The organism is Hyphobacterium sp., assembly GCF_965228115.1.
Lineage (GTDB): Bacteria > Pseudomonadota > Alphaproteobacteria > Caulobacterales > Maricaulaceae > Hyphobacterium.
On record NZ_OZ245794.1, the window covers coordinates 1,084,945 to 1,110,000 of the forward strand.

Sequence of the window (25,056 nt, forward strand, 5' to 3'; positions counted from 1 at the left end):
GACAAGGAAAAAGGCGGTTCAATCACGCCCTTGTGCCTGCGCTCGCCAATCCCCGCAGAGCGCCTGATACAATGTCAAAGCGGCGGCTACAGCCGTATCAGCGCGCAAAATCCGCGGGCCCAGGCTCACCGCCAGTGCGCCGGGCTGACTGCGGATCAGGTCCCGCTCATCGGGCGTAAATCCACCCTCCGGGCCAATCAGGATCGTTACGGATTGGCCCGGCATGGCGTTCAACGTGTCGGCCATCGGGGCGGCATCGCCGGCCTCGTCACAAAAAATCAGGGTCCGGTCACTTGGTCTTTGATCGAGCCAGGGTTTCAGTTTTTCCGCTTCACCGATCTCGGGCAGGTCCAGACGTTCGGTCTGTTCTGCCGCCTCCTTCGCCAGCGACATCATGCGGTCCGTCCGCACGGTCTGGGCGATGGTGCGCTGGGTCATCACGGGGACAATCCGCCGGACGCCCAGCTCTGTGGCTTTCTCCACGATAAAATTGGTCCGGTTCTTTTTAACGGGCGCGAAACATAGCTCGACATCCGGCGTTGTCACCGGAGCGCGCAGGCGCTTTTGAACCGTCAGAACGGCCGCCTTACGATTCGCTTCGCTTAGCTTGACCTGCCATTCGCCATCCTCGGCATTGAACAGCCTGACGCCATCGCCCGTCGTGCGACGCATGACCGAAACCAGGTAATGGCTATCACCGGCCCCCAGCGCGATGGAGGCGCTCTCCGACAGCGGTTGATCGCAATAAAGACGGGGGTCGCTCATGCCTTGCGGGTAAGCACTCACACCTGCGGCGTCAACTCACTTGCCGTGCCGCGCGGGCAGGTTACAAATCGGTTTTATGACACTTTCTGCCGACCGCCGCGTGGCCGACAGCCTGCCGAAAACCTGGGTCGACCGGGCCCCGGCCACCGTGCGGCCTTATCTCAGGCTGGCACGCTATGACCGGCCCATCGGGTTCTGGTTGCTGGCGATCCCATGCTGGTCGGGATTGTTACTGGCGCGGCTCGCCAGCGGGCAAATGCCCGGCTGGGGCGATCTCTGGTTGGCGCTTTTGTTAGCTATCGGAGCCATCGCCATGCGCGGAGCCGGTTGCACCTATAATGACATTGTTGATCGCGATCTTGACCGGCAAGTCGCGCGAACGGCCAACCGGCCGCTGGCGGCGGGCACGATCTCGCTGCGGGCGGCATGGATTTTCCTGGTCGCGCAATGCGTTGTCGGCCTGCTTGTGCTGACACAATTGCCCTGGCTGGCCATTTTCATTGCACTGGGTTCGCTGGCGCTGGTGGCTGCCTATCCGTTCATGAAACGGATCACCTGGTGGCCGCAAGCCTGGCTAGGCCTGACGTTCAACTGGGGCATACTGGTGGGCTATGCCGCGATTGCCGGAGAGATCACGCCCGCCGCGCTGGTGCTTTATGTGTCCAGCCTGTTCTGGACGCTGGGTTATGACACCATCTATGCCTGTCAGGACATGGAGGACGACGCCTTTGTCGGCGTGAAATCGACCGCTCGCCGGCTGATTGCCGACATTCACCTCTGGCTCTGGATTTTTTATGGCCTTGCGGCCCTTCTGGCGGCGCTGGCCGGCGTGCTGGCGGGCGCGCCCGTCTGGTTTGCGCTGACCATCCTGCCCTATGCCTTCCACTTGTTTGACCAGATCCGGCAAGTCGACCCGGACGATGGCGAAGCCTGCTTGTCGGTGTTCAAGAGCAACCAGATCACGGGTCTGTTGCTTGCCGCCGCCTTCCTTGTCTGTTCCTTCATTTGACCTCGCCAGCAGATCATGGCGGGATATTTGATCGCGTCGCATGAATTCGCGCCGAATTGGGAGATGAAATGATGACGAACCGCATTTGGGCTGCGTTTGGCGCGCTTGTCCTGATGGCTTGCAGCGCTCCGGCACCGGACGGCACGCCCTCGGGCGAGGACGCGACCCGTTCGGCCTCGGAACCCTCCGGCATTCAGGTCGATGTCAGCTATCACCAGCTGGAAAACGGTCTGCGGGTCGTTTTATCGGAAGATCACTCCGTCCCGACTGCAACAGTGGCGGTCTATTATGGCGTGGGTTTCCGCAACGAGCCGCGCGGACGGACCGGTTTTGCGCATCTGTTTGAGCACCTGATGTTCCAAGGTTCGGAAAACCTTCCCAAAGGCGATTTTGACTCCCTCATCTATGGTGCCGGCGGTGTGAACAATGGTTCCACCCGCTATGACTTCACCAATTATTTCGAGGTCGTGCCGTCAAACGCGCTCGAGGCGGTCATCTGGGCCGAAGGCGACCGGATGCGCGCGCCGATCATTGACCAGGAAGTGCTTGAAAACCAGCAAGGCGTTGTCATCAATGAGGTTTTCGTCAATGTGATCAACCAGCCCTATGGCGGCTGGATCTGGATTGATCTGCCGATGCTCGCCAATGAGAACTGGCACAATGCGCACAATTTCTACGGCGATCTGGACGATATCCGTAACGCCAATCTGGAAGATGTTCAGGCCTTTTTCGATACCTATTATTCGCCCAACAATGCCGTGCTTGTCGTGGCCGGTTCGATCGACCGCCAAGAAACGCTGGAATGGATCGAACGCGAGTTCGGCGACATCCCGGCCAGCCCGCCCATCCCCGAAGTGGATGTGTCCGAACCCCGTCAGGAAGAAGAAAAATTCGGCGTTTTGTATGACCGCCTCGCCCCTCAGCCGGCGCTCGGTTTCGGATATCACATGCCCGAACGCGGCACGCCGGAATACTATGCCATGGCCGTCCTCGATCAGATTCTGGTTCAAGGCGATGACAGCCTGTTGAACCAACGCCTGATCAATGAAGAAGGCTATGCATCCGGCGTGTTCGGCGGGATCAACCTGTTGGGCAATATGTATAATTATAATGGCCCGATGCTCTGGTCGATTGGCATGATCCATGACGATGGCTTCAGCCCTGACGAGATCATGGCGAGCGTCGATGACGTCATTGAAGATTTGCGGTCCAACCCGGTCACACAGGAACAACTCGATCGCGCCGTGACCAAGCTGCGCTCGCAATTCTACGGCATTGTGGATACATCCACCCGCTTTGGCCTGGTCGATTTGCTGGCCGTCTTCGCCCTGTTTGATGACGACCCCTCCCGGATCAACCGGATCGAGGAGGGATTTGACCAGGTAACGCCCGATCTCATTCTGGCGACTGCGCAGGAATATCTGCGGCCGGCAAACCGGTCCGTGCTGCGGGTCATCCCCGATCCGGACGGATCGCTGGCGGCGGCCGAACAGAACGCCGACATGTCAGACGAATCCGAGTGACCGGGAGAGACGAGATGATGAAATCAGCCCTGAAACTCCTTGCCGCCGCCGCGCTCGCCGTGACCGCGCCCGTGGCCTTTGCCCAGCGCAGCGAACAACCGGTAATCGGGCCCGCCCCGGATTTTGAGTTGCCCGCGACCCGCTCTTTTGAGCTGGATAACGGCCTGTCGGTGACCTTTATCGACTTTGGCCTGGCGCCCAAGGTCAATATCTCGATCCAGATCCTTGCAGGAAATGTATTCGACGGCGAGCACACCTATCTGGCGGATCTGACCGCCGACATGATGCAGGAAGGCGCTTCCGGTCAGTCCCCGGAAGAGATTGCGCGCGCCTTTGCCTCCATGGGCGGGGATATGAATGTCGGCGTCGGCATGCACACAACGGGGTTTTCCGCCAATGTCCTGTCGGAATTCGGACCCGAAGCCATTGCGCGAATGGCGGATGTCATCCGCTCGCCAGACTTCCCGGAAAGCGAATTCAACCGCATTCTGCAAAATCAGATCCGGAATATGACGGTCGCCCGCTCACAGCCCGGCCCGATCGCCACGGAAGCCTATGTCGGACTGCTCTATGGCACGGACCACCCTTACGGCCAGGGAATCCCGGATGTGGGCCAGCTGGACCGTATGACAATGGATCAGGTGCGCGACTTCTATGCGCGCCATTTCGGTGCGGGCCGCACGCGCATCTATGTGGCCGGCCGGTTTGATGAAGCGGAGATGGAATCCGCAATCCGCACGGCGTTTGGCACGTGGGAAAGCGGCCCCGAGGCCATGCCACCGGCCGCTCAGGCCCGCTCCGGCCCCATAGTCCGGTTGATTGACCGGCCGGGCGCACCGCAAACGACCGTACGCCTTGGCGTCCCGGCTGCCCCGATTGGCAGCGAGGATTCCTATGCCCTGACCGTCATGAATGCGCTTCTGGGCGGATCCTTTACGTCCCGATTGACCCGGAATCTGCGGGAAACCAATGGCTGGACCTATTCACCCGGCTCTGGCGTAACCAACCGCGTGGGATCATCCTACTGGACCTTCAATGCCGACATCATCACTGAGAACACGATCGAAGCGTTTGCGGAAATTTTCCGGGAAATCCAGGATTTGCAGATCGAGACGCCGCCGCAGGACGAAGCGCAGGGTATGCGCAACTGGCTATCTGGCATTTTCATTCTTCAGAATGCCTCGACCGGCGGGCTGATCGGCCAATTGTCCAATCAGGATTTCTTCGGCCTGCCGAATGATTATCTGGAGACCTATGTCGACAACATAAACTCGGTCAGCAATGCAGACATTTCCGCCGTCGCGGCAGAGTATCTTCAACCGGACCAGATGGTTCTGGTGGTCGTTGGCGATCTGGCCACCATCGAGGAAGGCTTGCGGGCCTTTCCGCAGCTGGCGGACGCCGAATTTTTCACCGACTAGGCCCGGACGGGGCGAATGCCGCTGAAACATGGCGAGTCGGAATCAGACTTTATCCGGCGCGTAACGGCCCGGATGACGCCTCCGCTTGTACCGGAGTTACAGCTTCATCTGGCGGAAGAAAGCATTGCGCTTTGGGAAAAGACCGAAGAAGCGCTCGAAGCGGTGGGCCTTCCCCCGCCCTTCTGGGCCTTTGCCTGGGCCGGGGGCCAGGCGCTCGCGCGTTATGTGCTGGATCATCCGGACACCGTTAGAAATAAATCCGTGCTGGATTTCGCGGCGGGCGGCGGGATTGCCGGCATTGGGGCCGCGAAAGCAGCAGCGGCTCGCATCGAGGCCAGCGAGATTGATGATTTTGCGGTAGCGGCTATCCAATTGAATGCCGCATTGAACGGTGTGGATCTCATTGCTGCCAATGAGGATGTGGTTGGTGTCGATAAGGGCTGGGATGTCGTTTTGGCCGCGGACGTGTTCTACGAAGACGCGCTTTCCAAGCGGATCGAAACCTGGCTCCAGCGCCTGCATGATCGCGGGGCAACCGTGCTCATCGGCGATCCCGGGCGTCACTTCCTGCCACAACACAAGCTCGAATGCCTCGCAGAATATGAAGTGCCCGTGACGCGCGATCTGGAAGATCGGGAGATTCGCAATGCGCGGGTCTGGAAGTTCAAAGATTGATTTTTATTTCGTTTCCGAATGAATCGCGCTAACCGTTCAGCATGGCACGTATCAGAGCCGTTGACCGGCGCTTATTCCTGTTGATCGAAATTGCAGCGCGCAAGCTGAACCGTGAAGCCGACCGGCGTTTGAAATCGGAAGCCGATGTTTCCGCCGCACAGGCGGGTGTGCTGTTCCTCCTATTGCGCCGGGGCGAGCGCCGCATGGGCGATCTCAGCCGCACACTCTCGCTTAATCCACCTGCCGTGACCGGTTTGGTTGATCGCATGATCAAGGCCGGTTTGGTCAAAAAGACGACCGCCACTTCTGACCGCCGCGGGACAAAGGTCGCGCTCACCAAGGCGGGCATTGCAGCTGCCGAGCGCGCCGATCAAACGCTAAAGGATTTGAACGCGGAACTGGAAGCGCGGTTGGGCGATGACGCATCTGATGCCCTGCATGAGACGCTGACCCTGATTGCCACCACGGGAAGTTGACGTTCACGCGAACTGGATTCCCGGCTCACACTTGCCTAGACCAGTGTGAGATTGAGTGCAGGGAGTGAGCATGTCCGATCTGGTGTCTGTCGAAACCCGCGAGAATGTCCGGTCCATTCGCTGGAACCGTCCCGAAAAAAAGAACGCGCTGCTGCGTGAAATGTACACAGCGGCGGCTGAAGCGATTGAGTCCGGTGAAGCCGACAAGGATGTACGCGTCTACATTCTGGGCGGACAGCCCGGCCTGTTTACCGCCGGCAATGATCTTGTCGATTTCATGGAAGCGCCTCCACATATCGGCGGCGAGGACACGCCACCTGTCGAACGCTTCATGCGCGCATTGATGACGGCGAAGAAGCCGATCATCGCGGAAGTGGACGGCATTGCGATTGGCATTGGCACCACGCTATTGATGCATTGCGATCTCGCCTATGCCTCGGAGAACGCGATCTTCAAGACGCCATTCGCTGATCTCGCCCTTGCGCCTGAATTTGCGTCCAGCCTGCTCTTCCCGGCACGGCTGGGCCGTCCGGCGGCCTCGGACCTATTGATGCTGGGTTCGACCTGGAAGGCTGAACGCGCCAAGGAGGCGGGCCTCATTACCGATGTTATTACGTCGTCCCAGCTGGTCGATCAGGTCTTCGAAAAAGCCCGAATTCTTGCGAAGAAATCACCCGGCGCTGTGCGGGCCGCAAAACAGCTGATGATGACGCCGGAAGAGCCGTTGGCCGACCGGATGAACCGCGAAGGCGCTCTATTCGCCGCCATGCTGAAATCGCCGGAATTTGCTGAAGCCGTCGGAGCGTTCATGGAGCGCCGTGAACCGGACTTTTCCAAGTTCGGCTGATGGGCACAGGCGCGCACACCTATATCGATGATCCGCGTAATGCGGAGGTGAAAGTCTGGATCAATGGCGAGCTTTTCCCGCGCGCCGATGCCAAAATCTCTGTGCTCGATTCCGGCTTTGTCCTGGGGGATGGCGTCTGGGAAGGCTTGCGCGTTCATAAGGGCAAGATCGCCTTTCTAGACCGGCATCTGGACCGCCTCGAAGAAGGCGCCAAGGCCCTCGATTATGATCTTGGCCTCAGCCGCGAAGCCCTGACCAAGGCGCTCTATGACACGCTGAAAGCCAATGACATGTTGTCTGGTGAGGGCGTGCACATCCGCCTGATGACGACACGAGGCCTCAAGGCCACGCCCTATCAAGACCCGCGCGTGACGATTTCGCCGGCGACCATTGTCATCCTGCCGGAATGGAAGAAGCCCGACCCGGCGGTGGCGGAAAAAGGCCTGCGCCTTTTCACCGTGCATGTTCGGCGCGGCTATCCCGATGTGCAGGACCAGAAGCTGAACTCGCATTCGAAAATCAACTGCATCACCGCCTGCATTCAGGCGACCAAGGCCGGAGCGGACGAGGCGCTGATGCTCGATCCGCATGGGTTTGTGGCGACGTGCAACTCCACCCACTTCTTCATCGTCCGCAAGCGCGAGGTCTGGACCTCCACCGGGGATTATTGTTTGGGCGGGGTGACGCGCGGGGTGGTCATTGAATTGTGCAAGGAAGCCGGAATTCCGGTCTTTGAGAAGAATTTCACCCTGACCCAGGTTTATTCTGCCGATGAAGCCTTCACGACCGGCACCTTTGCCGGGTTGGTTCCCGTGACCGAGGTTGATGGCCGCAAGATTAGCGACCAGCGAGGCCCGATGGTCGAACGGCTTCAAGCGCTCTACCGTCAGAAGATCGAGGCGGAATGAGCGAGACGATCCGCATCTGCCTGTGGTCCGGACCACGGAACATCTCGACCGCCACCATGCGGTCTTTTGAAAACCGGCCTGATTGCGAGGTCTGGGATGAACCCTTCTACGGCCCCTATCTCGTCAAGACCGGACTGGAGCATCCAGGCCGCGAGATCATACTGAAGTCAGTTCCCCTCGATGAAAACGAAATCGCCAAGCACTGTGCCGGAGAAGCCCCGAATGACGCGCCGGTCTTTTTCCAGAAGCATATGTGCCAGCACATGCTGGACGATATTCCGCGCGACTGGATGGCGGCCTGCCGTCATATTTTTTTGATCCGCGATCCGGCTGAAGTGGCCGCCAGTTTTGCCGCCACGACCGGCAGCGTCACCGCCGATGATATCGGCCAGATCCGGCAGGCTGAGCTCTATGAATATGCCTGCCAGCTGACCGGCCGCGCGTGGCCCGTCATTGAGGGCCGCGATGTTCTGGAAACCCCGGAGCCAATGCTGCGCGCGCTCTGCAAGGCCATCGATATTCCATTTGATGCCGCCATGATGAGCTGGCCTGCGGGCAAGCGCGATAGCGACGGGGTGTGGGCGCCCTGGTGGTATGACCGCGTTGAGGCGTCCACCGGCTTTGAACCCCCGCAACCCAGCCCGCATGACTTACCTGAAGATGCCCTGCCCGCTGTTGAAACCAGTCGTCCGCACTATATGGCGTTACAGGAACACAAGCTGACGGGGTGAGCATATGACGGAGCATCAAGTGCGCCATGAAACCGGCGAGACCAAGGGCCGGTTTGTTATTGATCTGGGCGACGGGGCGGACGCCGAATTGACCTATTCAAGAGCCGGCGACACCCTCTGGATCGCCGATCACACCGGTGTGCCAAGCAAGCATAGCGGCAAGGGGCTGGGCGGCGTGCTGGTGCGAGCCTTGATCGCCGGAGCCAAAGAGGCTGGCGTGAAAATCATGCCGCTTTGCCCTTATGTGAAAGCCTGGTCACAAAAGCATCCTGAAGAAGCGGATATCTTCAGTTGATCGATCATATGGAACGTATTTTGGGGGAGTAGAATGCGGATCTTAAGCTGGATTGGCGGTGTTATAGCCGCGCTTGTCCTGGTAGGCTTGATTGCCTTGAACGTCTCACCGATTGGCCGGATTTATTTGCCGACTGCTACCGGCATCACGGCCAAACAGGTTTGCTCGCTACATTTTGTGTCCGGCCTGACGCCGGATCGCGCGCGGGCCCTCTACATTGATCCCTTGCTGGGCGGGGCTGCGGGCCTTGTCAGCGCCAATGTCGATACGCAGGACAACAGCGTGCATTCACGCGTACTGGGCCTTTGGCATCAGGAAGCGGTCTATCGCGAAGGTCTCGGCTGTACGCTGGTGCATGGGTCCGGGGAGTTTGATCCCGACGCGCGTCTTGCTCCGCTCGCTGTCACCCCCATGGTGCTGGATGCCACCCATCGCGACGCGCATTTCGATCCCGCCGCACTCAACGCGGCGCTCGACGCGGCCATGACACAGGACGGCCGGAACACGCTCGGCGTTGTGGTGCTGCACCAAGGCCGACTAATTGCCGAGCGATATGCCGAGGGCGTGGATGAAACCACCCCGTTGCATGGCTGGTCGATGACGAAATCCCTCGCTGCGACCATGGCCGGCGTGCTCACCCAGCGTGGTCTGATTGATGTCACCGCAGAAGGCCAGGTGCCAGCTTTAGTAGCCGCTGGCCGCCGCGAGATCACGGTGGATCATCTCTTGCGCATGACCGCCGGGTTGGCAGGCTATGAGCTTAATAACGGGATGGATCCCAATTCCGACATGCTGTTCACCGAAAGCGACATGGCGACTTTCGCCGCCACACGGGAACAGATCGCCGCGCCGGGCGGGGTCTGGGACTATCAATCCGGTAATACCGTGCTCGCCGGTTCGGCGCTGGAAGAATTTCTCGGGGACACTCCGCAAGAGGAAATCGCCCGCATCCGTGAGTGGCTGTTCGAGCCCTTGGGCATGGCCCATTCCATTCTGGAGAGCGACGAAGCCGGCACGCTGCAATGGTCGTCCTATATGTATGCCAGCGCCCGCGATTGGGCCCGGCTGGGCCAGCTTTATCTGGATGGAGGGCGCGCACCCGATGGCACGCGGCTGATCCCCGAAGACTGGATCGATTATGTCACCGAACCCACGCCGGGCTCGAGCGGGGATTACGGCTCGGGATACTGGATGTATGAGGTCGGCCTGCCGGACGATAATTTCATGATGAACGGCTTTCAGGGCCAGCTCACCTACATAATCCCCAGCGAGGAGTTGGTGATTGTGCGCCTCGGTGCCACCAACTTCCGGCATGATGGCAGTCCGGAGTTTGCGCGCGCCGTCGTGGCCGCACGGCTTGAACCAACCGAGAACTAAGCCCCATTGGCCGCAGGTCGGTCGCTGGACTTTCGGTCCGGAAAACGCAGATTGTCGGACAAACAAGAGGATGCCCGGCATGGCGTATAAATCCCTGCGCGAATTTATCGACTGGCTGGAAGCCAGAGGCGATCTGAAACGCATCACCACGCCCGTCTCCACCGAGCTGGAGATGACAGAGATTCATCGCCGCGTTTTAAAAGCCGGCGGCCCGGCCCTGCTGTTTGAAAACGTCATCAACGAGAAGGGCGAAAAAGCCGGCATGCCGGTGCTGGCCAACCTGTTTGGCACCGTCCAGCGCGTCGCCAATGCCGTCACCCTGGGCGGAGAGCATCGCGAAACCGGCGCGGAGCTACGCGAAGTGGGCGAGTTGCTCGCCTTCCTGCGTCAGCCGGAACCGCCACGCGGGGTGAAGGACGCCCTCTCCATGCTGCCCCTCGCCAAGACGGTGATGAGCATGCGGCCCAAGACGGTCCGCAAAGCGCCGTGTCAGGAAATCGTATGGACGGGCAACGATATTGATCTCGATAAACTCCCGATCCAGACCTGCTGGCCCGGAGAGCCAGCGCCTTTGATCACCTGGCCGCTTATCGTCACCAAGGGGCCGTCAGACTCCAAGGAAGATGACTTCAATCTGGGCATCTACCGGATGCAGAAGCTGGGCAAGGACAAAACCCTGATGCGCTGGCTGAAGCATCGCGGCGGCGCCCAGCATTATCAGCGCTGGAAGAAGGAAAAACCGGAACCCCTGCCCGCCGCTGCCGTTCTGGGTGCAGACCCGGGCACCATTCTGGCCGCCGTCACACCGGTGCCGGATACGCTGTCGGAATATCAATTCGCGGGGCTGATGCGCGGGGCCAAGGCCGAGCTGGTTGATTGCAAAACCGTGCCCTTGAAAGTGCCCGCCGAGGCCGAAATCGTGATCGAAGGTCATGTCCTGCTGGATGAGTATGGCGATGAAGGCCCCTATGGCGATCACACCGGCTATTACAACTCGGTCGAGCCCTTCCCGGTCTTCAAGGTCAGCGCCATCACCATGCGCGAGAAACCGATCTATTTGTCGACCTTTACAGGCCGTCCGCCGGATGAACCCAGCGTGCTCGGCGAGGCCCTGAACGAGGTCTTCATTCCGCTGTTCAAACAGCAATTTCCCGAAGTCGTGGATTTCTGGCTGCCGCCGGAGGGCTGTTCCTATCGCATCGCGGTGGTTTCGATGAGGAAGGCCTATGCCGGCCATGCCAAGCGCGTGATGCTGGGCGTGTGGTCTTACCTACGCCAGTTCATGTACACCAAATGGGTCATCGTGGTGGATGACGACATTGATGCGCGCGATTGGAAAGACGTGATGTGGGCGGTCTCCACCCGCATGGATCCTGGCCGCGACATCACCGTCATTGAAAACACGCCGATCGATTATCTCGATTTTGCCTCACCCGTCTCGGGCCTGGGCTCCAAGATCGGGCTGGACGCCACCAACAAACTGCCCGGCGAAACAAACCGCGAATGGGGCGACCTCCTCGATATGGACGAAGCCACCAAAAAACGCGTCGATGAGATGTGGGAAGAGTTGGGTTTATGAACATGAGCTATTTACTATTATATCCGAATCTACCCATATTTAGGAAATAACCTAATAAGTAAGGAGCTTGAAAAAACCTATAGATTCGCTATATTATGTAAGCCGAAACATCTTTTTGATGTCCGTCTATGCTGGCAACATTGGCGCTGATGAGGCAAGCCGCAATTGAATTTACCGATATCGATCAATGATTTCCTGGAGCGGGTCATTCCCGGTCTCATGTTTCTGATCATCTCGGTTTATTTGTATAGCCACGGCGACTTTTTCACTTATCTTGCGGCAATACCCCCATCAGGTTATCTCGGCGCTTTGGTGATCGGATACGCTCTGGGCGTATTGTTCAATATCTTGGGAAGTTTTGTTTCCGAATTTGCGGTTATCCCCTATTCACTGAAAGACAAAGATCGCCACAAACGGATACAGAAAGCGGTCGAAAAAACATTCAACACGAAACCGGACAAAGACTCTTGGCGCCTGTGCCTGGGCATTATGAGCGAGCACGGATATGGCGCAAAAATCGGAGTGTTCAGCAATTTGAACGTATTTTGCCAATCAATGATGGTTGTGCTTTTCCTATGCACAGCAGTATCCGTCGTGCAATCAGCATTCCTTACCGGCTTTAGCGTCTTGAGTATTGTTGAAGCATCAACTCTCCTGTTGGCTGGACTTGTTTTCCTATACGGAGCCAACATTTATTCCCGCTATTTTTCTCGCGCGATCTATGAAGCCTTCTACAGCTGGTACTGTGATCCGGAACGCGGCCGCCATACAGGATCCTAGGGCGTTCCAGCGAATCCCTACTGGCTGGCTACAGTTAGGACGCGCGGAGCCGTCGAACTGGCCCCCTTGTTACAATTTCGCCGCGATGCACAGGTATTGATTAACCGAGGTCACTTCTTTTGCTGGTGGTCCCTCGTGGATCGCGAGAGATTACCCCCGTGAACATCCCCTACAATGTCTCCGTCACGGCCATGCAGGCCGCACAAGCGCAGGTCGCGACCGCCGCCCGGCAGATCGCCAATCCGCGTGCGGATGAGACGAATGTGATTGACGCGGTGGTCGCCATCAAGGAGGCGGAAACCGTTCATGCTGCTGCGGCTGCGGTGATCAAAACGACTTCCGACATGGACGAGCAGCTGATCGACATTTTGGCGTAGGCCTGCGTCTTCTGGTCGCGCGGCTTTCCGCCCACTCGCAAAGGGCGAGCCCCGACTGCTAGACACTTCTTCAAATTGGGGAGGTCAGCATGTCGTGTACGTCTATTCCACGCGTGATCGCGGAAACCCGAACGGATGCCTCAAAAGGCACCGTGAAGTGGAGCCCGGTTCAATCCATCTGGACCTTTGCCATGATGGCAGGCGGGTTGATTGGCGGCGCGCTGACCTTTTCCTGGGATGCGCTGGCGCTGTTTTTCGTCACAACCGCCATCACCATCGGCCTGGGCCATTCTCTGGGCATGCATCGCCTGTTGATCCACCGCGCCTATAAAACCCCGCGCTGGATTGAATACACTTTTGTCTATCTCGGTACCCTCGTCGGCATGGCCGGACCGATCGGCATGATCAAAACCCATGATCTACGCGACTGGGCCCAGCGCCAGAAAACCTGTCACGACTTCTTCGGTCACCGGCGCAGCTTCTGGGTGGACGCCTTCCATCAAATGCATTGCCGCATGGAATTGGACCACCCGCCTCGCTTCGAGATCGAAGACCGGGTGGCGAAAGACTCGTTCTATCAATTCCTCGAGCGCACCTGGCGCTGGCAACAACTGCCGTGGGCCGTGCTATTCTTCCTGATCGGCGGTTGGAGCTGTGTGTTCTGGGGCATTGCGCTGCGCGTTTTCGTCAGCCTGACTGGTCACTGGATGGTTGGCCATTTCGCCCACAATGATGGTCATCAAGGCTGGCGCGTCGAAGGCGCGGCGGTGCAGGGCTATAATGTCCGCTGGGTCGGACTGATCACCTTTGGTGAAGGCTGGCATGCCAACCACCACGCCTTTCCAGGCTCTGCCAGACTCGGCCTTGAACCGCACCAGACCGATCCCGGTTGGTGGACGCTTCTGGCCATGAAAAAGCTGGGCCTGGTCTGGGATATCGTGACGCCGGAACAATTGCCCGCCCGTGCCGAGCTGCGCCGGGTGCCGCAAGAGCGCGAAGACGATGCGGGCTGTCCGGTGATGGGCGCCACGGCGCGAACCGTTAAACGGCTGCGCGAAGGGACAAGCGACCCGAACCGGCACGACATCCTGGCTTGACCTGATCGCGCGCCCTGTCAGGCTGCGCACAAGGATAGTCCAGAGGAAACAGTCATGGTCAACATAATTGCGGCATTGCTGGCATTCACCGCACAGGATGGCGGCTTTACCGATGATCCGGAGATTCTCAGCCAGTACATGGTCCAGTCCTGCCTGCACCAGCAAGTCACCCAACAAGGCGGCGAGCCGGTGGACTACATCCCGTTTTGTACCTGTCTGGATGATCATCTGGGCACCAGCTCCAGCGCCCCGGTCTATCGCGCCATGGCCCTGGGCAGTCAGGGCGCGATCGGCGAATATGCACAAGTTGACGATCCGGCAGGCGCCCTGGCGGAAGCCCAGCGCATCATGGGCACGGTTGAACAGGAAGAAATGGCTGCCGTGCAAGCCAATTTGCAAAGCGGATTGTCCATGTGCTTGGCCCGGATGCCCGGTCAGTCAGCGGCCGAATGAGCGCGAAAACCGCGCAGGTCGATCTGGTCGCAGATTTTGTCTGCCCCTGGTGCTGGCTGGGCTGGAAATACTGGCAGACAGCTGAAAAACAGCTTGGCGATATCAAGGTCGAGCTGACCTGGCGGCCTTATGAGCTGGACCCCACCCTGCCACCGGAGGGCGCACCCTATCGCGACTATATGCAGGCGAAATTTTCCGGTGACAGGTCCGAGCAATGGAAAGCCATGCGCACCCATCTGGAAGCGGCCGGCCCCGGCGCCGGTATTGATTTCCGCTTTGACCAGATCAAACACCGCCCCTCATCCTTGAACGCGCATCGCCTGATGCGCTGGGCGCGTGGACAGAGTGAAAAGAAAGCCAACGCGACCGCAGATGGCCTGTTTGAAGCTTTCTTCAAAGACGGAAAAGACATTGGCCGGTCTGATATCCTGACCGGCATTGCGAGTGAGGCCGGGCTGGATGCCGCGATTGTCGGAGACTTGCTGGCCACCGATCGCGACAAGGCAGATGTCCGCCGCGAAGCCGATCATTTCCGCCAGCTAGGCATTACCGGTGTCCCCAGCTTCATCTTTGACGGGCAATATCTCGTGCCTGGGGCCGCCGAACCCGAAACACTGGCGGGTGCGCTCAAGCAAGCCATCGAAGTCCGATCGACGGCCTGACCTTTGACGGATCACTGACTTAAAGGTCATAGTCCGCCGCATCAGGGAGGATGCTATGAAACAGATTCTACTCATCTCGGCGGCGGCGCTGATGCTGACGGCATGCAACAATTCAGCCCCGTCTGAAAACAGCTCAGACACAGATGCCAGCGGGTCCAGCGCGTCGGAGTCCACAGGCAACGGGAATGGTGTAACAGCTGTAGAAACCAGCGGGTCATCCGGCGGCACCAATGACGATTTCGCGGCGGCCTGTTTAAACGCTACTAACAGCTCGCCCACAATGTGTGCCTGCCTGGCAGAAAAAGCCGAAGAAGATCTCTCCGAAGGCGGACGGGAATTCCTGATTGCCTCCATGAATGAGGACAATGACCGCGTTCTCGCCTTGCGCGGCGAGCTCGGCATACAGGAAATGTCTGTCGCCGGCATGTTCCTGGTGACCGCCTCCACACAATGCGCCGAGGAAGGCCGCCAGTAGGAGTTTGTCCAGATGACTGCAATTCAGGCTGCGGCGCTTTATGCCGGTATTCTGCTGGCGATGATGGCGCTCTTGTCCTTGCCCATCGGGCTGAACCGCAACACCAAAAAGATCAGCCTGGGCGATGGCGGCGATGCCGACATGAACCGGCTGATCCGTGCGCATGGCAATGCCACCGAATGGATTCCGGGGGCCTTGATCGGCCTGTTCCTGCTGGCCAGTGTTGGCGTCGGCACATTGATCATCCACGTCTTCGGTCTCAGCCTGGTGCTGGCCCGCGCGGTTCATGCCTATGCTTTTTTAAGCGGGCAGACAGTTGGCCCGGCGCGAGTTCTCGGAGCAGCGATTACCTTGCTGGTCTATCTCGGCCTGGCTGGCACACTGATCTTCAAAGCGCTCAGCTGAACAAGGCGTTGCCCCGACCCGCATTGGCGGGCTAGGTGGGGGTATGAGTGCTGAAAATAATGCCCCCGATCCCGGCTCTTTGCTGGAGATTGCCGATGATTTGATGGCGCGCGCCCTGAAACAGGGCGCAGATGCCGCCGAAGCGGCTGTCATCCAGTCGCGCTCCACCGAAGTGGCGGTGCGCGATAGCAATCTGGAGTCTGTTGAAGGGTCTGAGAGCAAGGATGCCGGCTTGCGCGTCTTCTTTGGCAAGCGCCAGGCCGGGGTCAGTTTTTCCGACCTATCTGCCGATGGCGTCGCACAGGCGGTTGAGCGTGCCATTGCCATGGCCAAAGCCGCCCCGGAAGACCCGTATACCGGGCTCGTTGAGGCCGGGTTACTGGCCACCGAAAAGCCGGACATCCCGCTTTACGCGCCCGCTGGATGGACCAGCGATCAACTGGCGGACAAGGCCCGCGAAGTAGAAACTGCTGCCCGCGCAGTGGACGGTGTGTCCATGACCGAAACGGCTTTTGCCAGCATTGGCGAAACGGCCTCTGCCGCCGTTTCCAGCAATGGCGTGCAAAACACTGCCCAACGCTCCAGCCATGGTTATGGCGTCAGTGTCATTGCCGCCCGTGATGGCGCTATGGAACGCGATTACTCCATGACCAGCGCCCGGCGGGTGGAGGAATTGCGCCCGACCGCCGAAATCGGCACCGAAGCCGGCGAACGTACGATTGCGCGGGTCGGCCCGAAACAGATGCCGTCCGGCAATCGCCCGGTCATGTTTGACCGCCGCGTCGCCCCGCGCTTCCTTGGTGCTCTCCAAAGCGCTATCGCCGGGCCCTCGATTGCCCGGGGTGTCTCCTTCTTGCGTGACAAGTTGGGCCAACGCGTCTTTGGTGATCACATCAACATCATTGATGACCCGCACCGCGCCTGGGGCATGGGATCGCGTCCGGTTGATGGCGAAGGACTGGCCAATGAAAAGCGCGCCATTATCGAGAACGGCGTTCTGACGACCTGGCTGTTGAATTCTCCATCTGCGCGGCAGCTGGATCTCAAACCCAATGGCTACGCCACCCGCTCATTGGGCGGCTCACCCGGAGTTTCGACCAGCAATTTGCATCTGGAAGCCGGCGCGACATCTCGCGAAGATATGATCGCAGATATTCAGGACGGCGTGCTGATCACAGAAATGTTCAGCCCGTCACTGAATCCAAACACCGGCGATTGGTCGGTCGGGTGTTCCGGCCATGCCATAGAGAAGGGAAACCTCACTTATCCGGTGAGTGAGATTACGGTGGCGGGCAATCTGTTGGATATTTTTGCGCGCATGGTGCCGGCGAATGATCTGAAATTCTGGTCCTCGACCAATTCACCCAGCATTCTTGTCGATAATCTTTCTGTTGGCGGTGCCTGATCAGGAGGGCGAAAAACTCATGGAAAACGAACAGCTTCTACACATAGTCATCGGCGGAGAACTGACCGAGCTTGGCCCGGATGCCAATGAATTCAAGGATTTGTCCCAGATGGAATTCATCGGCGCTTACCCGAATTACGAGGAAGCCCGCAAAGCCTGGAAGGGTGCAGCCCAGCGCACCGTGGACAATGCGCATATGCGCTTCTTCATCATCCATGCACACCGGCTTCTGGATCCGGAGCATGACCGGAAAGACTGATCTGCCCGCCCCAACGGCTGCAACAGCCGAGGCGTCCAGCCGCAGCCTGATCGGCCGCTTCTGGCGCGACTTTATTACGCCACGCTGGCGGCTGGTGGTCATCGCCGTCATCCTGTCGGCAACCACGGCGGCGGCGGCTTCCAGCTATGCGTTCATGATCCGATGGGCAGTGGGGTTGCTCGAAGCGCAGGACATGCGCGTCGTCTGGCTGGCCCCGATCGTGATTATTAGCATCACGGGCATTCGCAGCCTGTCGCTTTATCTACAAACGGTTCAGACCAACCGCCTGTCCTTGCGGGTCATGCAGGACCTACAGGAAAACCTGTTCTCACGACTGGTCCGCGCGGACTATGCCCGCCTGATCGCCGAACCGGTGGGCGCCATTGTATCCCGCTTTACCAATGACATCACCATATTGCGCGACCTTCTGGTGCGCACGGCGAACAATCTCCTGCGCGATACGCTAACGATTGTCGGCTGTGTAGGAGCGATGCTTTATTTCGACTGGATGCTGGCGCTATTGGTCTTGCTCGTCTACCCGCTCGCCGCCCTGCCCGTCATCCGCATCGGCAATCGCTTGCGCAAAACATCCGGCGAGGCTCAAACCCAGATGGGCGAGGTGACCAGCTTTCTTGAAGAAAGCTTCTCCGGCGCGCGCATGGTCAAAACCTATCAGCTGGAAGAACATGAGACGGATCGGTCTCAGACAGCCTTTCTGCACCGCTTCCGGCTGGCGCTGAAAATCGCCGCGTCCAAAGCCCGTGTCGATCCGATTCTGGAAGTCGTTGGGGGCGCTGCTTTTGCCGGCGTGTTGGCTTTTGCGGGATGGCGGATTGCCAATGGCGAGGCGTCGATTGCAGACTTTACCGGCTTCATCGCTGCTATCGGGATCATGGCACCCGCCGTTCGGGCGGTCGGCACGCTGGGTGCCGCCATACAGGAAGGCGTCGCGGTGCTGGGCCGGGTCTATGAGATCAAGGACACGCCGGACGCCGTCCTCGAGAAGGCGGGCGCAAGATCGCTCTCCGTGAAAGCCGGCAAGGTGGAATTTGAAAGCGTGGACTTTGTCTATGGCGACAATGAAGCGGCGCTCAGCGGCATCGATTTGATCGCAGAGGCCGGGAAAACCACGGCCATCGTCGGTGCGTCCGGGTCGGGGAAAACCACCCTCCTGAACCTCATCCCCCGGCTCTATGACCCCACCAGTGGCCGCGTTCTGGTCGATGGGCAAGACATCAGCGACGTGACGATTGCTTCGGTCCGTTCTTCGGTCGCGCTGGTCAGCCAGGATGTTGTGTTGTTCGATGATACCGTCGCCGCAAACATCGGCTTTGGCCGGATGGCCGCAACACGCGAGGAGATCATTGCCGCGGCCAAAGCCGCCGATGCGCATGAATTTATCTCCAGCCTGGATGGCGCATATGACGCGCAGGTCGGTCCGCGTGGCGGACAGCTGTCGGGTGGACAGCGCCAGCGCATCGCCATCGCCCGCGCCATCCTTGCCGATGCGCCGATCCTGTTGCTCGATGAAGCCACCAGCGCGCTCGATGCAGAGGCTGAGGCGCGCGTCCAGTCTGCCCTGCGACGCCTGTCGGCAGGGCGCACCACGATTGTCATCGCGCACCGGCTCGCCACAGTTCGTGACGCCGACCAGATTTACGTGCTCGATAATGGCCGCGTTGCAGAAACCGGCCGGCATGAGGATTTGCAGGCCAAAGACGGCATTTACGCCCGTCTCAGCAAGCTTCAGTTTTCCAGCTGATCATTCGCGGCGCAGCACTTTTTCCGTCAGGAAACTGCCCCACCAATTGGCCATGAACCCGTCATGGCAAGACTGACGGTCGTATTCCGTTCGCACCCAGGTGAGAAAATCGATCGGCTCTTCCTCATTGCGCTGGCGATAAAGCTCGAAGAAATGATCCAGCATGCCGGTCTTGCCCTGCTTCACATGCAGATATTTCAAGGACAGATGATCAATCGCCTCTTCAAACGGCACTTTTTCATGCAGCAGCATGTACATCACCGCAACGATCCCGGCCCGGTCCGCACCGGATTTGCAATGCATCAGAGCGGGATATTCGATTGAATTGAATACCTCGATCAGGTGTTCAATTCGCTCCACATAGGGTGCTTCGCGAGATCCCCAGGGCAAGTCATGAATGGCAAGGCCCAGCTTCTCACACGCCTCATGTTCCAGGTCATAATAGGACCGACCGGGCTGGGTGCCACGCAGATTGAGGATGGTTTTAAAGCCCTGATCCTTCAACCAGGCCAGCCGGTTCGGCGACGGCTGATTGGCCCGCCACATGCCCTTCGTCCCCACGGGGTGCATGTTGTGGAACTTCAGACGCAAAACACCGTGATCGCGCCAGAGATAATGGTTCCAGGCCCGCTTGCGGTCTGCAGGATTGGTCAAATCGTAACTCATGCGGCCTGCTTTAGTGGCAGGGCTGGCGCACGGCAACCGCGACGAACGCTTGACGCCTGCACCAATCAAAGCAAGCAAGAAGCGCCATGTTGCATTCATCGACAATTTCTTCGCTCTTCCTGAGCGGTTTTTCGTGGCTCCTCGCGAAATACATGCAGTTCTGCGTGGCGACCAAACGCTGGGAATATATTGGCCTGGAAAACCGGGATGCCTGCATGAAAGGCGGCGAAGGCCTGATCGGGGCTTTCTGGCATTCGCGCATTACTTTGGCTTATCACGCGATTGATCGGACGGCGCCACAAACAGTGACGATCCTGATTTCACGATCGAAGGAGGGCGAGATTATCGCGCGGTTTTCAGAGCATTTACAGATGAAAACGGTTCGCGGCTCCTCTCAGAATTTCCGCAAATCCAAATCCAAGGGGGGCATGACGGCCTTCCGCGAAATGGTGCGGGTGGTTGAAAACAAGGATGCCATGGCGATTACAATTGATGGCCCGCGTGGACCGCGCCAGCGCGCCTCCATGGGCGTTATTCAACTGGCCAAAGCCACCGGCCAGCCCATCCTCCCCTTCACCTGGTCGGCTACGCACAAAAAGGTCTTCAACTCCTGGGATCGATTCTTCCTGCCCTTCCCGTTCGGCAAGGCCGTAATGATGTGGCTGGACCCACTTTATGTGCCCGGCGATGCTGATGAGGCCCAGATGGAAGCCCTGCGCTTGCAACTGGAAGAGCGTCTGAATGCCGCCACCCGCGAAGCGGATGAAAAAATGGGCGGTCCGACCAGCGAACCAGCCGAGCCGCGCAAGGTGAAGGGTGCGCGCGCATGAGCCTGCCGCTGCCGCTTCAGGTCTACCGGTGGACGACAATGCTATTGGCACCACTGAGCGGATGGATGCTGGATCAGCGCCGGCAGAGCGGCAAGGAAGATCCGGTCCGTCTCCGAGAACGCTTCGGGTACCCGAAACTGCCCCGACCGGACGGCACGCTCCTCTGGCTGCACGGGGCCAGCGTCGGGGAATCGCGGATTATTCTGGATCTGGTCCGGCGGCTTCAGGATCGTCCGGGTTTGAGCTTTCTTGTGACAACCGGCACAGTTACCTCCGCCAATATGCTGGCGAAGGAATTGCCCGAAAAGGCGCACCATCAATACATCCCGATTGACCGGCCCGCTTGCGTGCGGCGCTTTTTCGATCACTGGCGGCCGGATGCGGCGGTTTTCGTGGAATCCGAGCTCTGGCCAAACCTGCTGGCGGAGGTTCGCCGCCGCGATATCCCGGCGGCCCTGATCAATGCCCGCATGAACGAAAAATCCCTGGACAACTGGTCAAACAAGCGCACGAGTGCCGGGTTTCTGCTCGGCGCATTCAGCTGGATCGGAGCGGCGGATGCCCGGACGTCCGAAGGCTTGTCGCAAATCCTCGGCACGTCTATCCCGCGGGTCGGCAACCTGAAGCTGGAACTGGTCAGCGCACCCACGGACCAATCCAAGCTGGCGGAATATGAAAATGTCATCGGCCAACGCCCTGTCTGGCTGGCGGCTTCAACGCATGAGGGTGAAGATGAAGTCGTGCTACGTGCCCATCGGGAGGTCCTGAATGCACACGCTGACAGCTTGCTCATTCTCGCGCCCCGCCACCCTGAACGCGGCGGCCAGATTGCCGAATTGATCAATAATCATGGAATGACCGCGGCGCGGCTGTCTTCAGCTGAAATGCCGGCTACTAGAACGCAGGTCTGGCAGGCTGATACGCTCGGCGAGATGCCTTACTGGTTCAACCTTTCCGAGAAAGCTTTTATCGGCGGAAGCCTGATCAACGGTATTGGCGGACACAATCCGATCGAGGCGACCGAGGCGGGCTGCGCCGTCATCTCCGGGCCGTTTTTTGCCAGTTTTGCTGATGTTTATGCGGCCTATGCCGATCAGGATGCGGTCACAATTGTGCGTGATCCAGCCGAACTGGCCCAGGCGATCCTGTTAAATACACCTGATGCCGTCGGCAAAGCGCAAACCGCCCTGAAGGGCCTGCGCGGGACAGCCATGGCCGACACGCTGTCCGCGATCGATGGCTTGCTGCCGGGGACAGCGACATGAAACCGCCCGGCTTCTGGTATCATCCACCTGCTAGCTGGGCGGACTATTTGCTGTCAGCCTTGCTGAGACCGCTCGCCCCCCTTTATGCCGCACAGGTCAGAAACCGCCTGCGCAAAACCACACCGGAACGGGTGGATGCAGCAGTGATTTGCGTCGGCAATCTCACACTTGGTGGCACCGGTAAAACGCCGATCACCCGCGCCCTGCTTGAGGCCCTCAAGGAACGCGGGCTCGAAGCTCACGGACTCAGCCGCGGATATGGCGGCAAGGAAAAAGGTCCGCTCCGGGTTGATCGCGCCACGCACACGGCGAGCGATGTTGGCGATGAACCGCTGATGCTGTCGAGCGCGGCGCCCATCTGGATCGGCCAGGATCGTGCCGCCGGAGCTCGGCAGGCTGCTGCCGCCGGGGCCGAAGTGATCGTCATGGACGATGGCCATCAGAACCCGCAGCTTCACAAAGACCTGTCGATCATCGTCATCGACGCCGCAGCCGGTTGGGGAAATGGCCGTGTCTTTCCAGCCGGCCCGCTGCGCGAACCCATCGCAGACGGCCTGGCCCGCGCTGATGCTGTGGTCCTGATGACCACCGATGAAGGCGATGTGCCGGACTTTGCTGCTTTGGGGCTGGAAGACTTGGAAATCCCGGTCCTCACGGCCTGGTTGGAAGCGGTCGAACCGCCGCCTGCTGGCAACTTATTGGCCTTTGCAGGGATCGGCCGTCCGGAGAAGTTTTTCAATGCGCTGGTTGCGGCCGGGGCAGAGCTCGCCGCCAGCCGCGCTTTCGGAGATCATCACGTCTATTCCCGAAACGAACTGACTGATCTCCGCCGGGCCGCCAAAGCGGCCAACGCACAGTTGATCACGACAGAGAAAGATCTGGTGCGTCTAGCCCCGAACGATCGCGACGGGATCCTGGCCTGGCCTGTGCGCGCCCGAATTGCCGAGCCCGCCCGGCTTCTTGCTCTACTTGATCAGGCATTGGACGCCGCTGAAACGCGGCGCTAAACCGGCATCATGAGCGTGGGATTTTTTCACAAACTCGGCTGGCGGGCTGAAGCCCTGGCCTGGGATGCCTTCCACGGCAGTTTTCAGGCCATGGGGCTGGAGCGCGCTTCTGCTTTTGGCAGCGCGGCGCTGCGCCGGATTGGTCCGCTGACACCTGTTCATAATGTGGCGCGCATCAACATGCAGCGCTGCTTTCCGGATGCAAACAAGCTGGAGATCGACCGGCTGCTGGATCGTATGTGGGATAATTTTGGCCGCCTCGTCGGTGAAAATCCGAACATGCGCCATTATGCGCCGCCCACCTTCGATCAACATGCTGAAATCGTAAATGAAAATATCGTTCTGGATCTTGAAAAGCAGGATCAGCCCTATGTGCTGATTTCCGGTCATTTTGCCAATTGGGAGGTGATGGGAGCAGCCATCGCCAAGCTCGATCTCAACTGCAACATCACCTACCGGCACGCCAATAACCCGTTGATTGATCAACGCATTCTGGATTCGCGCCATGATTACGGGATCAAGCTCCTGACCGCGAAAGGCGGCGTCGGGGCAAAACAATTGCTCGCCAATCTGCGCGAGGGCGTGTCCGTTGCGTTGATGAACGATCAGAAGATGAATGACGGCATCGCCGCGCCCTTCTTTGGATATGACGCGATGACGGCCCCGGGTCCCGCAAAAATGGCCATGCGCTTTGGCGCGCCGATTGTGCCAATTGCGGTACGTCGTCTGGTTGGAACACGCTTCCGGGTCACGTTCTACGACCCGATTGAGCCGTCAACCCAGGCGGACAAGACCGCCGCTCTGGTCGAAACCGTCACGCGGATCAATAAATGGGTCGAACAGCGTGTGCTGGACGCCCCGGAACAATGGTTCTGGGTTCATCGCCGTTGGGACAAGGCGATTTACCGCAAGGACGCGGGATCCAGCTCCAGCACCAGCGCCGGATCGATATAGCGATTGCGCCATTTGATGCGCCAGTCCAGATGCGCACCGGTCGCCCGGCCACCTGCGCCGATCTCGCCGATCTGATCCCCCTGGGCAACAATGTCACCCACCTCCACATCCACTGAGCCAAGGTGCAAAAACGCGCTGGTAAAGCCCTGTCCATGATCGATGAAAATCAGCCCGCCTTCATAATACATGTCGGCATGCGCCAGCACGACAACCCCTGACGCTGGCGCATAAACGGGCGTTCCCGCTTCATTGGCAAAATCAAGGCCATAATGCGGACGGCGCGGTTCGCCATTGTAGAATCGTTGCGATCCGTAAACGCCTGTGATCACACCCTCGGCGGGTTGTATGAACCCTTCCGCAAACCCGTTGCCATCCCAGCGGCTGGTATAGGCCGCAGCCTTCATCCGCGATTGTTCGCGGATCAGCGCCCAGACCTCTTCTGGCGGGTTTACGGTCTGCGGCGGTACGCCCTCAATTCGTTGAATATTGTATTCGCGCTGTGTGATTTCATGCGTGCTGGATTGGACCACCCCGTCCGGAAAGCGGATGGAAAACTCCATCTCGGTTTCACTGTCGCGGTTAAGGCCAAGCACCAGCCAGCCTTCCTCATCGGCCGTGGCCGATTGATCACCAAGCGACGCAACGGAACCGGGCTCCGCGCGGCAGATAATGGCGGCGCCTTCGATATAGTCCCCGATGCAGGAAAACCGGCTTTGCTCTGTGGCCTCGGACGCCATCGGAAATCCGGCATCAGCGTTGATGACCTCGGCGATGGGATCTGCGCTCGCAATTTGAAGAGCGAGTGCGGCGAGCAGTTCAATCATGTTCCAGGCTCCGAATTGACCGCTTTCCAGCGTTTGGCTGACGCATTTGCGTCTTTATACGCTTCCTGAAGTTCAGCGCTCCAATAACGCAAATCCTGTAACGGAATCTTTTCGCCTGTGACTGCGCACAAAACGTAGGCGCCCGGTTTCAAAATCATGAAATCGGAATCGCCGAATTCCAGCACCGCTTCACCGGTATGGTCTTTGCCAAAAGGGTTTCGCATCATGA

Annotated in this window: 29 protein-coding genes; 25 read left to right on the forward strand and 4 right to left on the reverse strand. The window is 59.1% G+C overall.

Translation table 11 applies throughout. The annotated features are described in order from the left end of the window. Positions 1-18: 18 nt before the first annotated feature. Entirely contained in the window at positions 19-765 is a 747-nt protein-coding gene (locus ACO079_RS05910; protein ID WP_421792502.1) for a 16S rRNA (uracil(1498)-N(3))-methyltransferase, read from the reverse strand. A 76-nt stretch (positions 766-841) separates the two neighbouring features. On the opposite strand from ACO079_RS05910, the gene ubiA reads away from it, so the two are divergent. The 21 genes from ubiA to ACO079_RS06015 all read left to right on the forward strand — a co-directional run bounded on the left by ubiA (position 842) and on the right by ACO079_RS06015 (position 19,281). Beyond that, entirely contained in the window at positions 842-1,774 is a 933-nt protein-coding gene (gene ubiA / locus ACO079_RS05915; RefSeq protein WP_421792504.1) for a 4-hydroxybenzoate octaprenyltransferase, read from the forward strand. Between the two features lie 71 nt (positions 1,775-1,845). Beyond that, on the forward strand, positions 1,846-3,297 hold the full coding sequence (locus ACO079_RS05920) for a M16 family metallopeptidase (protein WP_421792506.1): 1,452 nt from the start codon (positions 1,846-1,848) through the stop codon (positions 3,295-3,297). 14 nt (positions 3,298-3,311) lie between these two features. Beyond that, positions 3,312-4,718, forward strand: a complete 1,407-nt coding sequence (locus ACO079_RS05925; protein WP_421792507.1) for a M16 family metallopeptidase — start codon at positions 3,312-3,314, stop codon at positions 4,716-4,718. 15 nt (positions 4,719-4,733) lie between these two features. Then, a complete protein-coding gene (locus tag ACO079_RS05930) occupies positions 4,734-5,393 on the forward strand; it encodes a class I SAM-dependent methyltransferase (RefSeq protein ID WP_421792509.1) in 660 nt (219 codons plus the stop codon). 41 nt (positions 5,394-5,434) lie between these two features. Then, the gene (locus tag ACO079_RS05935) at positions 5,435-5,869 is read left to right on the forward strand and encodes a MarR family winged helix-turn-helix transcriptional regulator (RefSeq protein WP_421792510.1); all 435 of its coding nucleotides are present in this window, start codon (positions 5,435-5,437) and stop codon (positions 5,867-5,869) included. Positions 5,870-5,939: 70 nt separating this feature from the next. Continuing rightward, on the forward strand, positions 5,940-6,716 hold the full coding sequence (locus ACO079_RS05940; RefSeq protein ID WP_421792513.1) for an enoyl-CoA hydratase-related protein: 777 nt from the start codon (positions 5,940-5,942) through the stop codon (positions 6,714-6,716). Further along, complete coding sequence (locus ACO079_RS05945; RefSeq protein ID WP_421792515.1) at positions 6,716-7,624, forward strand: aminotransferase class IV; 909 nt, start codon at positions 6,716-6,718, stop codon at positions 7,622-7,624. Before ACO079_RS05940 ends, ACO079_RS05945 begins: the two co-directional genes overlap by 1 nt. Beyond that, positions 7,621-8,355, forward strand: coding sequence for an HAD family hydrolase (locus tag ACO079_RS05950; protein ID WP_421792517.1), 735 nt, complete (start codon positions 7,621-7,623; stop codon positions 8,353-8,355). Before ACO079_RS05945 ends, ACO079_RS05950 begins: the two co-directional genes overlap by 4 nt. Positions 8,356-8,359: 4 nt before the next feature. Further along, positions 8,360-8,650 (forward strand): GNAT family N-acetyltransferase, encoded by a 291-nt coding sequence (locus tag ACO079_RS05955; protein WP_421792518.1) that lies wholly within the window; start codon positions 8,360-8,362, stop codon positions 8,648-8,650. A gap of 33 nt (positions 8,651-8,683) precedes the next feature. Beyond that, positions 8,684-10,027: a serine hydrolase domain-containing protein gene (locus ACO079_RS05960; protein ID WP_421792520.1), complete on the forward strand. Its 1,344-nt coding sequence runs from the start codon at positions 8,684-8,686 to the stop codon at positions 10,025-10,027. Positions 10,028-10,106: 79 nt separating this feature from the next. Further along, complete coding sequence (locus ACO079_RS05965) at positions 10,107-11,606, forward strand: UbiD family decarboxylase (RefSeq protein WP_421792522.1); 1,500 nt, start codon at positions 10,107-10,109, stop codon at positions 11,604-11,606. 219 nt (positions 11,607-11,825) lie between these two features. Next, positions 11,826-12,386, forward strand: coding sequence for a hypothetical protein (locus tag ACO079_RS05970; RefSeq protein ID WP_421792523.1), 561 nt, complete (start codon positions 11,826-11,828; stop codon positions 12,384-12,386). Positions 12,387-12,544: 158 nt separating this feature from the next. Beyond that, positions 12,545-12,763 carry a hypothetical protein gene (locus ACO079_RS05975; protein WP_421792525.1) on the forward strand — a complete coding sequence of 73 codons (219 nt, stop codon included), beginning with the start codon at positions 12,545-12,547 and terminating at the stop codon, positions 12,761-12,763. 89 nt (positions 12,764-12,852) lie between these two features. Further along, positions 12,853-13,860 (forward strand): acyl-CoA desaturase, encoded by a 1,008-nt coding sequence (locus tag ACO079_RS05980; protein WP_421792527.1) that lies wholly within the window; start codon positions 12,853-12,855, stop codon positions 13,858-13,860. Positions 13,861-13,914: 54 nt separating this feature from the next. Further along, positions 13,915-14,313: a hypothetical protein gene (locus ACO079_RS05985; RefSeq protein ID WP_421792528.1), complete on the forward strand. Its 399-nt coding sequence runs from the start codon at positions 13,915-13,917 to the stop codon at positions 14,311-14,313. Next, positions 14,310-14,975, forward strand: a complete 666-nt coding sequence (locus tag ACO079_RS05990) for a DsbA family oxidoreductase (protein ID WP_421792530.1) — start codon at positions 14,310-14,312, stop codon at positions 14,973-14,975. Before ACO079_RS05985 ends, ACO079_RS05990 begins: the two co-directional genes overlap by 4 nt. A 55-nt stretch (positions 14,976-15,030) precedes the next feature. Further along, positions 15,031-15,450, forward strand: a complete 420-nt coding sequence (locus ACO079_RS05995) for a hypothetical protein (protein ID WP_421792532.1) — start codon at positions 15,031-15,033, stop codon at positions 15,448-15,450. A 12-nt stretch (positions 15,451-15,462) separates the two neighbouring features. Beyond that, the gene (locus ACO079_RS06000; RefSeq protein ID WP_421792533.1) at positions 15,463-15,855 is read left to right on the forward strand and encodes an MAPEG family protein; all 393 of its coding nucleotides are present in this window, start codon (positions 15,463-15,465) and stop codon (positions 15,853-15,855) included. Between the two features lie 43 nt (positions 15,856-15,898). Beyond that, positions 15,899-17,260 carry a TldD/PmbA family protein gene (locus ACO079_RS06005; RefSeq protein ID WP_421792535.1) on the forward strand — a complete coding sequence of 454 codons (1,362 nt, stop codon included), beginning with the start codon at positions 15,899-15,901 and terminating at the stop codon, positions 17,258-17,260. 19 nt (positions 17,261-17,279) lie between these two features. Further along, positions 17,280-17,519 carry a DUF4170 domain-containing protein gene (locus ACO079_RS06010; RefSeq protein WP_421792536.1) on the forward strand — a complete coding sequence of 80 codons (240 nt, stop codon included), beginning with the start codon at positions 17,280-17,282 and terminating at the stop codon, positions 17,517-17,519. Next, positions 17,503-19,281 carry an ABC transporter ATP-binding protein gene (locus ACO079_RS06015; protein ID WP_421792538.1) on the forward strand — a complete coding sequence of 593 codons (1,779 nt, stop codon included), beginning with the start codon at positions 17,503-17,505 and terminating at the stop codon, positions 19,279-19,281. The genes ACO079_RS06010 and ACO079_RS06015 overlap by 17 nt, the downstream gene beginning before the upstream one ends. On the opposite strand, the gene ACO079_RS06020 is transcribed toward ACO079_RS06015, so the two are convergent. Continuing rightward, positions 19,282-19,947, reverse strand: a complete 666-nt coding sequence (locus ACO079_RS06020) for a fused DSP-PTPase phosphatase/NAD kinase-like protein (protein ID WP_421792540.1) — start codon at positions 19,945-19,947, stop codon at positions 19,282-19,284. It lies immediately after the preceding gene. A gap of 86 nt (positions 19,948-20,033) precedes the next feature. On the opposite strand from ACO079_RS06020, the gene ACO079_RS06025 reads away from it, so the two are divergent. From ACO079_RS06025 to ACO079_RS06040, 4 genes are read left to right on the forward strand one after another with little or no spacing between them, the layout of a single operon-like run. Then, positions 20,034-20,777, forward strand: a complete 744-nt coding sequence (locus tag ACO079_RS06025; RefSeq protein ID WP_421792541.1) for a lysophospholipid acyltransferase family protein — start codon at positions 20,034-20,036, stop codon at positions 20,775-20,777. Next, positions 20,774-22,042 carry a 3-deoxy-D-manno-octulosonic acid transferase gene (locus tag ACO079_RS06030; RefSeq protein WP_421792543.1) on the forward strand — a complete coding sequence of 423 codons (1,269 nt, stop codon included), beginning with the start codon at positions 20,774-20,776 and terminating at the stop codon, positions 22,040-22,042. Before ACO079_RS06025 ends, ACO079_RS06030 begins: the two co-directional genes overlap by 4 nt. Then, complete coding sequence (gene lpxK / locus ACO079_RS06035; RefSeq protein ID WP_421792544.1) at positions 22,039-23,049, forward strand: tetraacyldisaccharide 4'-kinase; 1,011 nt, start codon at positions 22,039-22,041, stop codon at positions 23,047-23,049. The genes ACO079_RS06030 and lpxK overlap by 4 nt, the downstream gene beginning before the upstream one ends. Before the next feature lie 9 nt (positions 23,050-23,058). Further along, positions 23,059-24,003, forward strand: coding sequence for a lysophospholipid acyltransferase family protein (locus ACO079_RS06040; protein ID WP_421792545.1), 945 nt, complete (start codon positions 23,059-23,061; stop codon positions 24,001-24,003). Here the strand turns inward: ACO079_RS06040 and ACO079_RS06045 are convergent. Together ACO079_RS06045 and ACO079_RS06050 are read right to left on the reverse strand one after the other, a co-directional pair. Beyond that, positions 23,952-24,827: a M23 family metallopeptidase gene (locus ACO079_RS06045; RefSeq protein WP_421792547.1), complete on the reverse strand. Its 876-nt coding sequence runs from the start codon at positions 24,825-24,827 to the stop codon at positions 23,952-23,954. The genes ACO079_RS06040 and ACO079_RS06045 overlap by 52 nt on opposite strands. After that, the gene (locus ACO079_RS06050) at positions 24,824-25,051 is read right to left on the reverse strand and encodes a DUF2093 domain-containing protein (protein ID WP_421792920.1); all 228 of its coding nucleotides are present in this window, start codon (positions 25,049-25,051) and stop codon (positions 24,824-24,826) included. Before ACO079_RS06050 ends, ACO079_RS06045 begins: the two co-directional genes overlap by 4 nt. Positions 25,052-25,056: the final 5 nt, after the last annotated feature.

Excerpts from the sequence above, each read along its gene's own strand:
- ACO079_RS05970 (WP_421792523.1), top strand. The coding sequence starts at position 11,826 with ATGTTTCTGATCATCTCGGTTTATTTGTATAGCCACGGCGACTTTTTC.
- ubiA (WP_421792504.1), top strand. The coding sequence starts at position 842 with ATGACACTTTCTGCCGACCGCCGCGTGGCCGACAGCCTGCCGAAAACC.
- ACO079_RS05910 (WP_421792502.1), bottom strand. The coding sequence starts at position 765 with ATGAGCGACCCCCGTCTTTATTGCGATCAACCGCTGTCGGAGAGCGCC.
- ACO079_RS06050 (WP_421792920.1), bottom strand. The coding sequence starts at position 25,051 with ATGCGAAACCCTTTTGGCAAAGACCATACCGGTGAAGCGGTGCTGGAA.
- ACO079_RS05980 (WP_421792527.1), top strand. The coding sequence starts at position 12,853 with ATGTCGTGTACGTCTATTCCACGCGTGATCGCGGAAACCCGAACGGAT.
- ACO079_RS06020 (WP_421792540.1), bottom strand. The coding sequence starts at position 19,947 with ATGAGTTACGATTTGACCAATCCTGCAGACCGCAAGCGGGCCTGGAAC.
- ACO079_RS06040 (WP_421792545.1), top strand. The coding sequence starts at position 23,059 with ATGAGCGTGGGATTTTTTCACAAACTCGGCTGGCGGGCTGAAGCCCTG.
- ACO079_RS06045 (WP_421792547.1), bottom strand. The coding sequence starts at position 24,827 with ATGATTGAACTGCTCGCCGCACTCGCTCTTCAAATTGCGAGCGCAGAT.
- ACO079_RS06030 (WP_421792543.1), top strand. The coding sequence starts at position 20,774 with ATGAGCCTGCCGCTGCCGCTTCAGGTCTACCGGTGGACGACAATGCTA.
- ACO079_RS06015 (WP_421792538.1), top strand. The coding sequence starts at position 17,503 with ATGACCGGAAAGACTGATCTGCCCGCCCCAACGGCTGCAACAGCCGAG.
- ACO079_RS05920 (WP_421792506.1), top strand. The coding sequence starts at position 1,846 with ATGACGAACCGCATTTGGGCTGCGTTTGGCGCGCTTGTCCTGATGGCT.
- ACO079_RS06025 (WP_421792541.1), top strand. The coding sequence starts at position 20,034 with ATGTTGCATTCATCGACAATTTCTTCGCTCTTCCTGAGCGGTTTTTCG.
- ACO079_RS05925 (WP_421792507.1), top strand. The coding sequence starts at position 3,312 with ATGATGAAATCAGCCCTGAAACTCCTTGCCGCCGCCGCGCTCGCCGTG.
- ACO079_RS05950 (WP_421792517.1), top strand. The coding sequence starts at position 7,621 with ATGAGCGAGACGATCCGCATCTGCCTGTGGTCCGGACCACGGAACATC.
- ACO079_RS05985 (WP_421792528.1), top strand. The coding sequence starts at position 13,915 with ATGGTCAACATAATTGCGGCATTGCTGGCATTCACCGCACAGGATGGC.
- ACO079_RS05945 (WP_421792515.1), top strand. The coding sequence starts at position 6,716 with ATGGGCACAGGCGCGCACACCTATATCGATGATCCGCGTAATGCGGAG.
- lpxK (WP_421792544.1), top strand. The coding sequence starts at position 22,039 with ATGAAACCGCCCGGCTTCTGGTATCATCCACCTGCTAGCTGGGCGGAC.
- ACO079_RS06005 (WP_421792535.1), top strand. The coding sequence starts at position 15,899 with ATGAGTGCTGAAAATAATGCCCCCGATCCCGGCTCTTTGCTGGAGATT.
- ACO079_RS05930 (WP_421792509.1), top strand. The coding sequence starts at position 4,734 with ATGCCGCTGAAACATGGCGAGTCGGAATCAGACTTTATCCGGCGCGTA.
- ACO079_RS05960 (WP_421792520.1), top strand. The coding sequence starts at position 8,684 with ATGCGGATCTTAAGCTGGATTGGCGGTGTTATAGCCGCGCTTGTCCTG.
- ACO079_RS05990 (WP_421792530.1), top strand. The coding sequence starts at position 14,310 with ATGAGCGCGAAAACCGCGCAGGTCGATCTGGTCGCAGATTTTGTCTGC.
- ACO079_RS06010 (WP_421792536.1), top strand. The coding sequence starts at position 17,280 with ATGGAAAACGAACAGCTTCTACACATAGTCATCGGCGGAGAACTGACC.
- ACO079_RS05935 (WP_421792510.1), top strand. The coding sequence starts at position 5,435 with ATGGCACGTATCAGAGCCGTTGACCGGCGCTTATTCCTGTTGATCGAA.
- ACO079_RS05995 (WP_421792532.1), top strand. The coding sequence starts at position 15,031 with ATGAAACAGATTCTACTCATCTCGGCGGCGGCGCTGATGCTGACGGCA.
- ACO079_RS05965 (WP_421792522.1), top strand. The coding sequence starts at position 10,107 with ATGGCGTATAAATCCCTGCGCGAATTTATCGACTGGCTGGAAGCCAGA.
- ACO079_RS05940 (WP_421792513.1), top strand. The coding sequence starts at position 5,940 with ATGTCCGATCTGGTGTCTGTCGAAACCCGCGAGAATGTCCGGTCCATT.
- ACO079_RS05955 (WP_421792518.1), top strand. The coding sequence starts at position 8,360 with ATGACGGAGCATCAAGTGCGCCATGAAACCGGCGAGACCAAGGGCCGG.
- ACO079_RS06000 (WP_421792533.1), top strand. The coding sequence starts at position 15,463 with ATGACTGCAATTCAGGCTGCGGCGCTTTATGCCGGTATTCTGCTGGCG.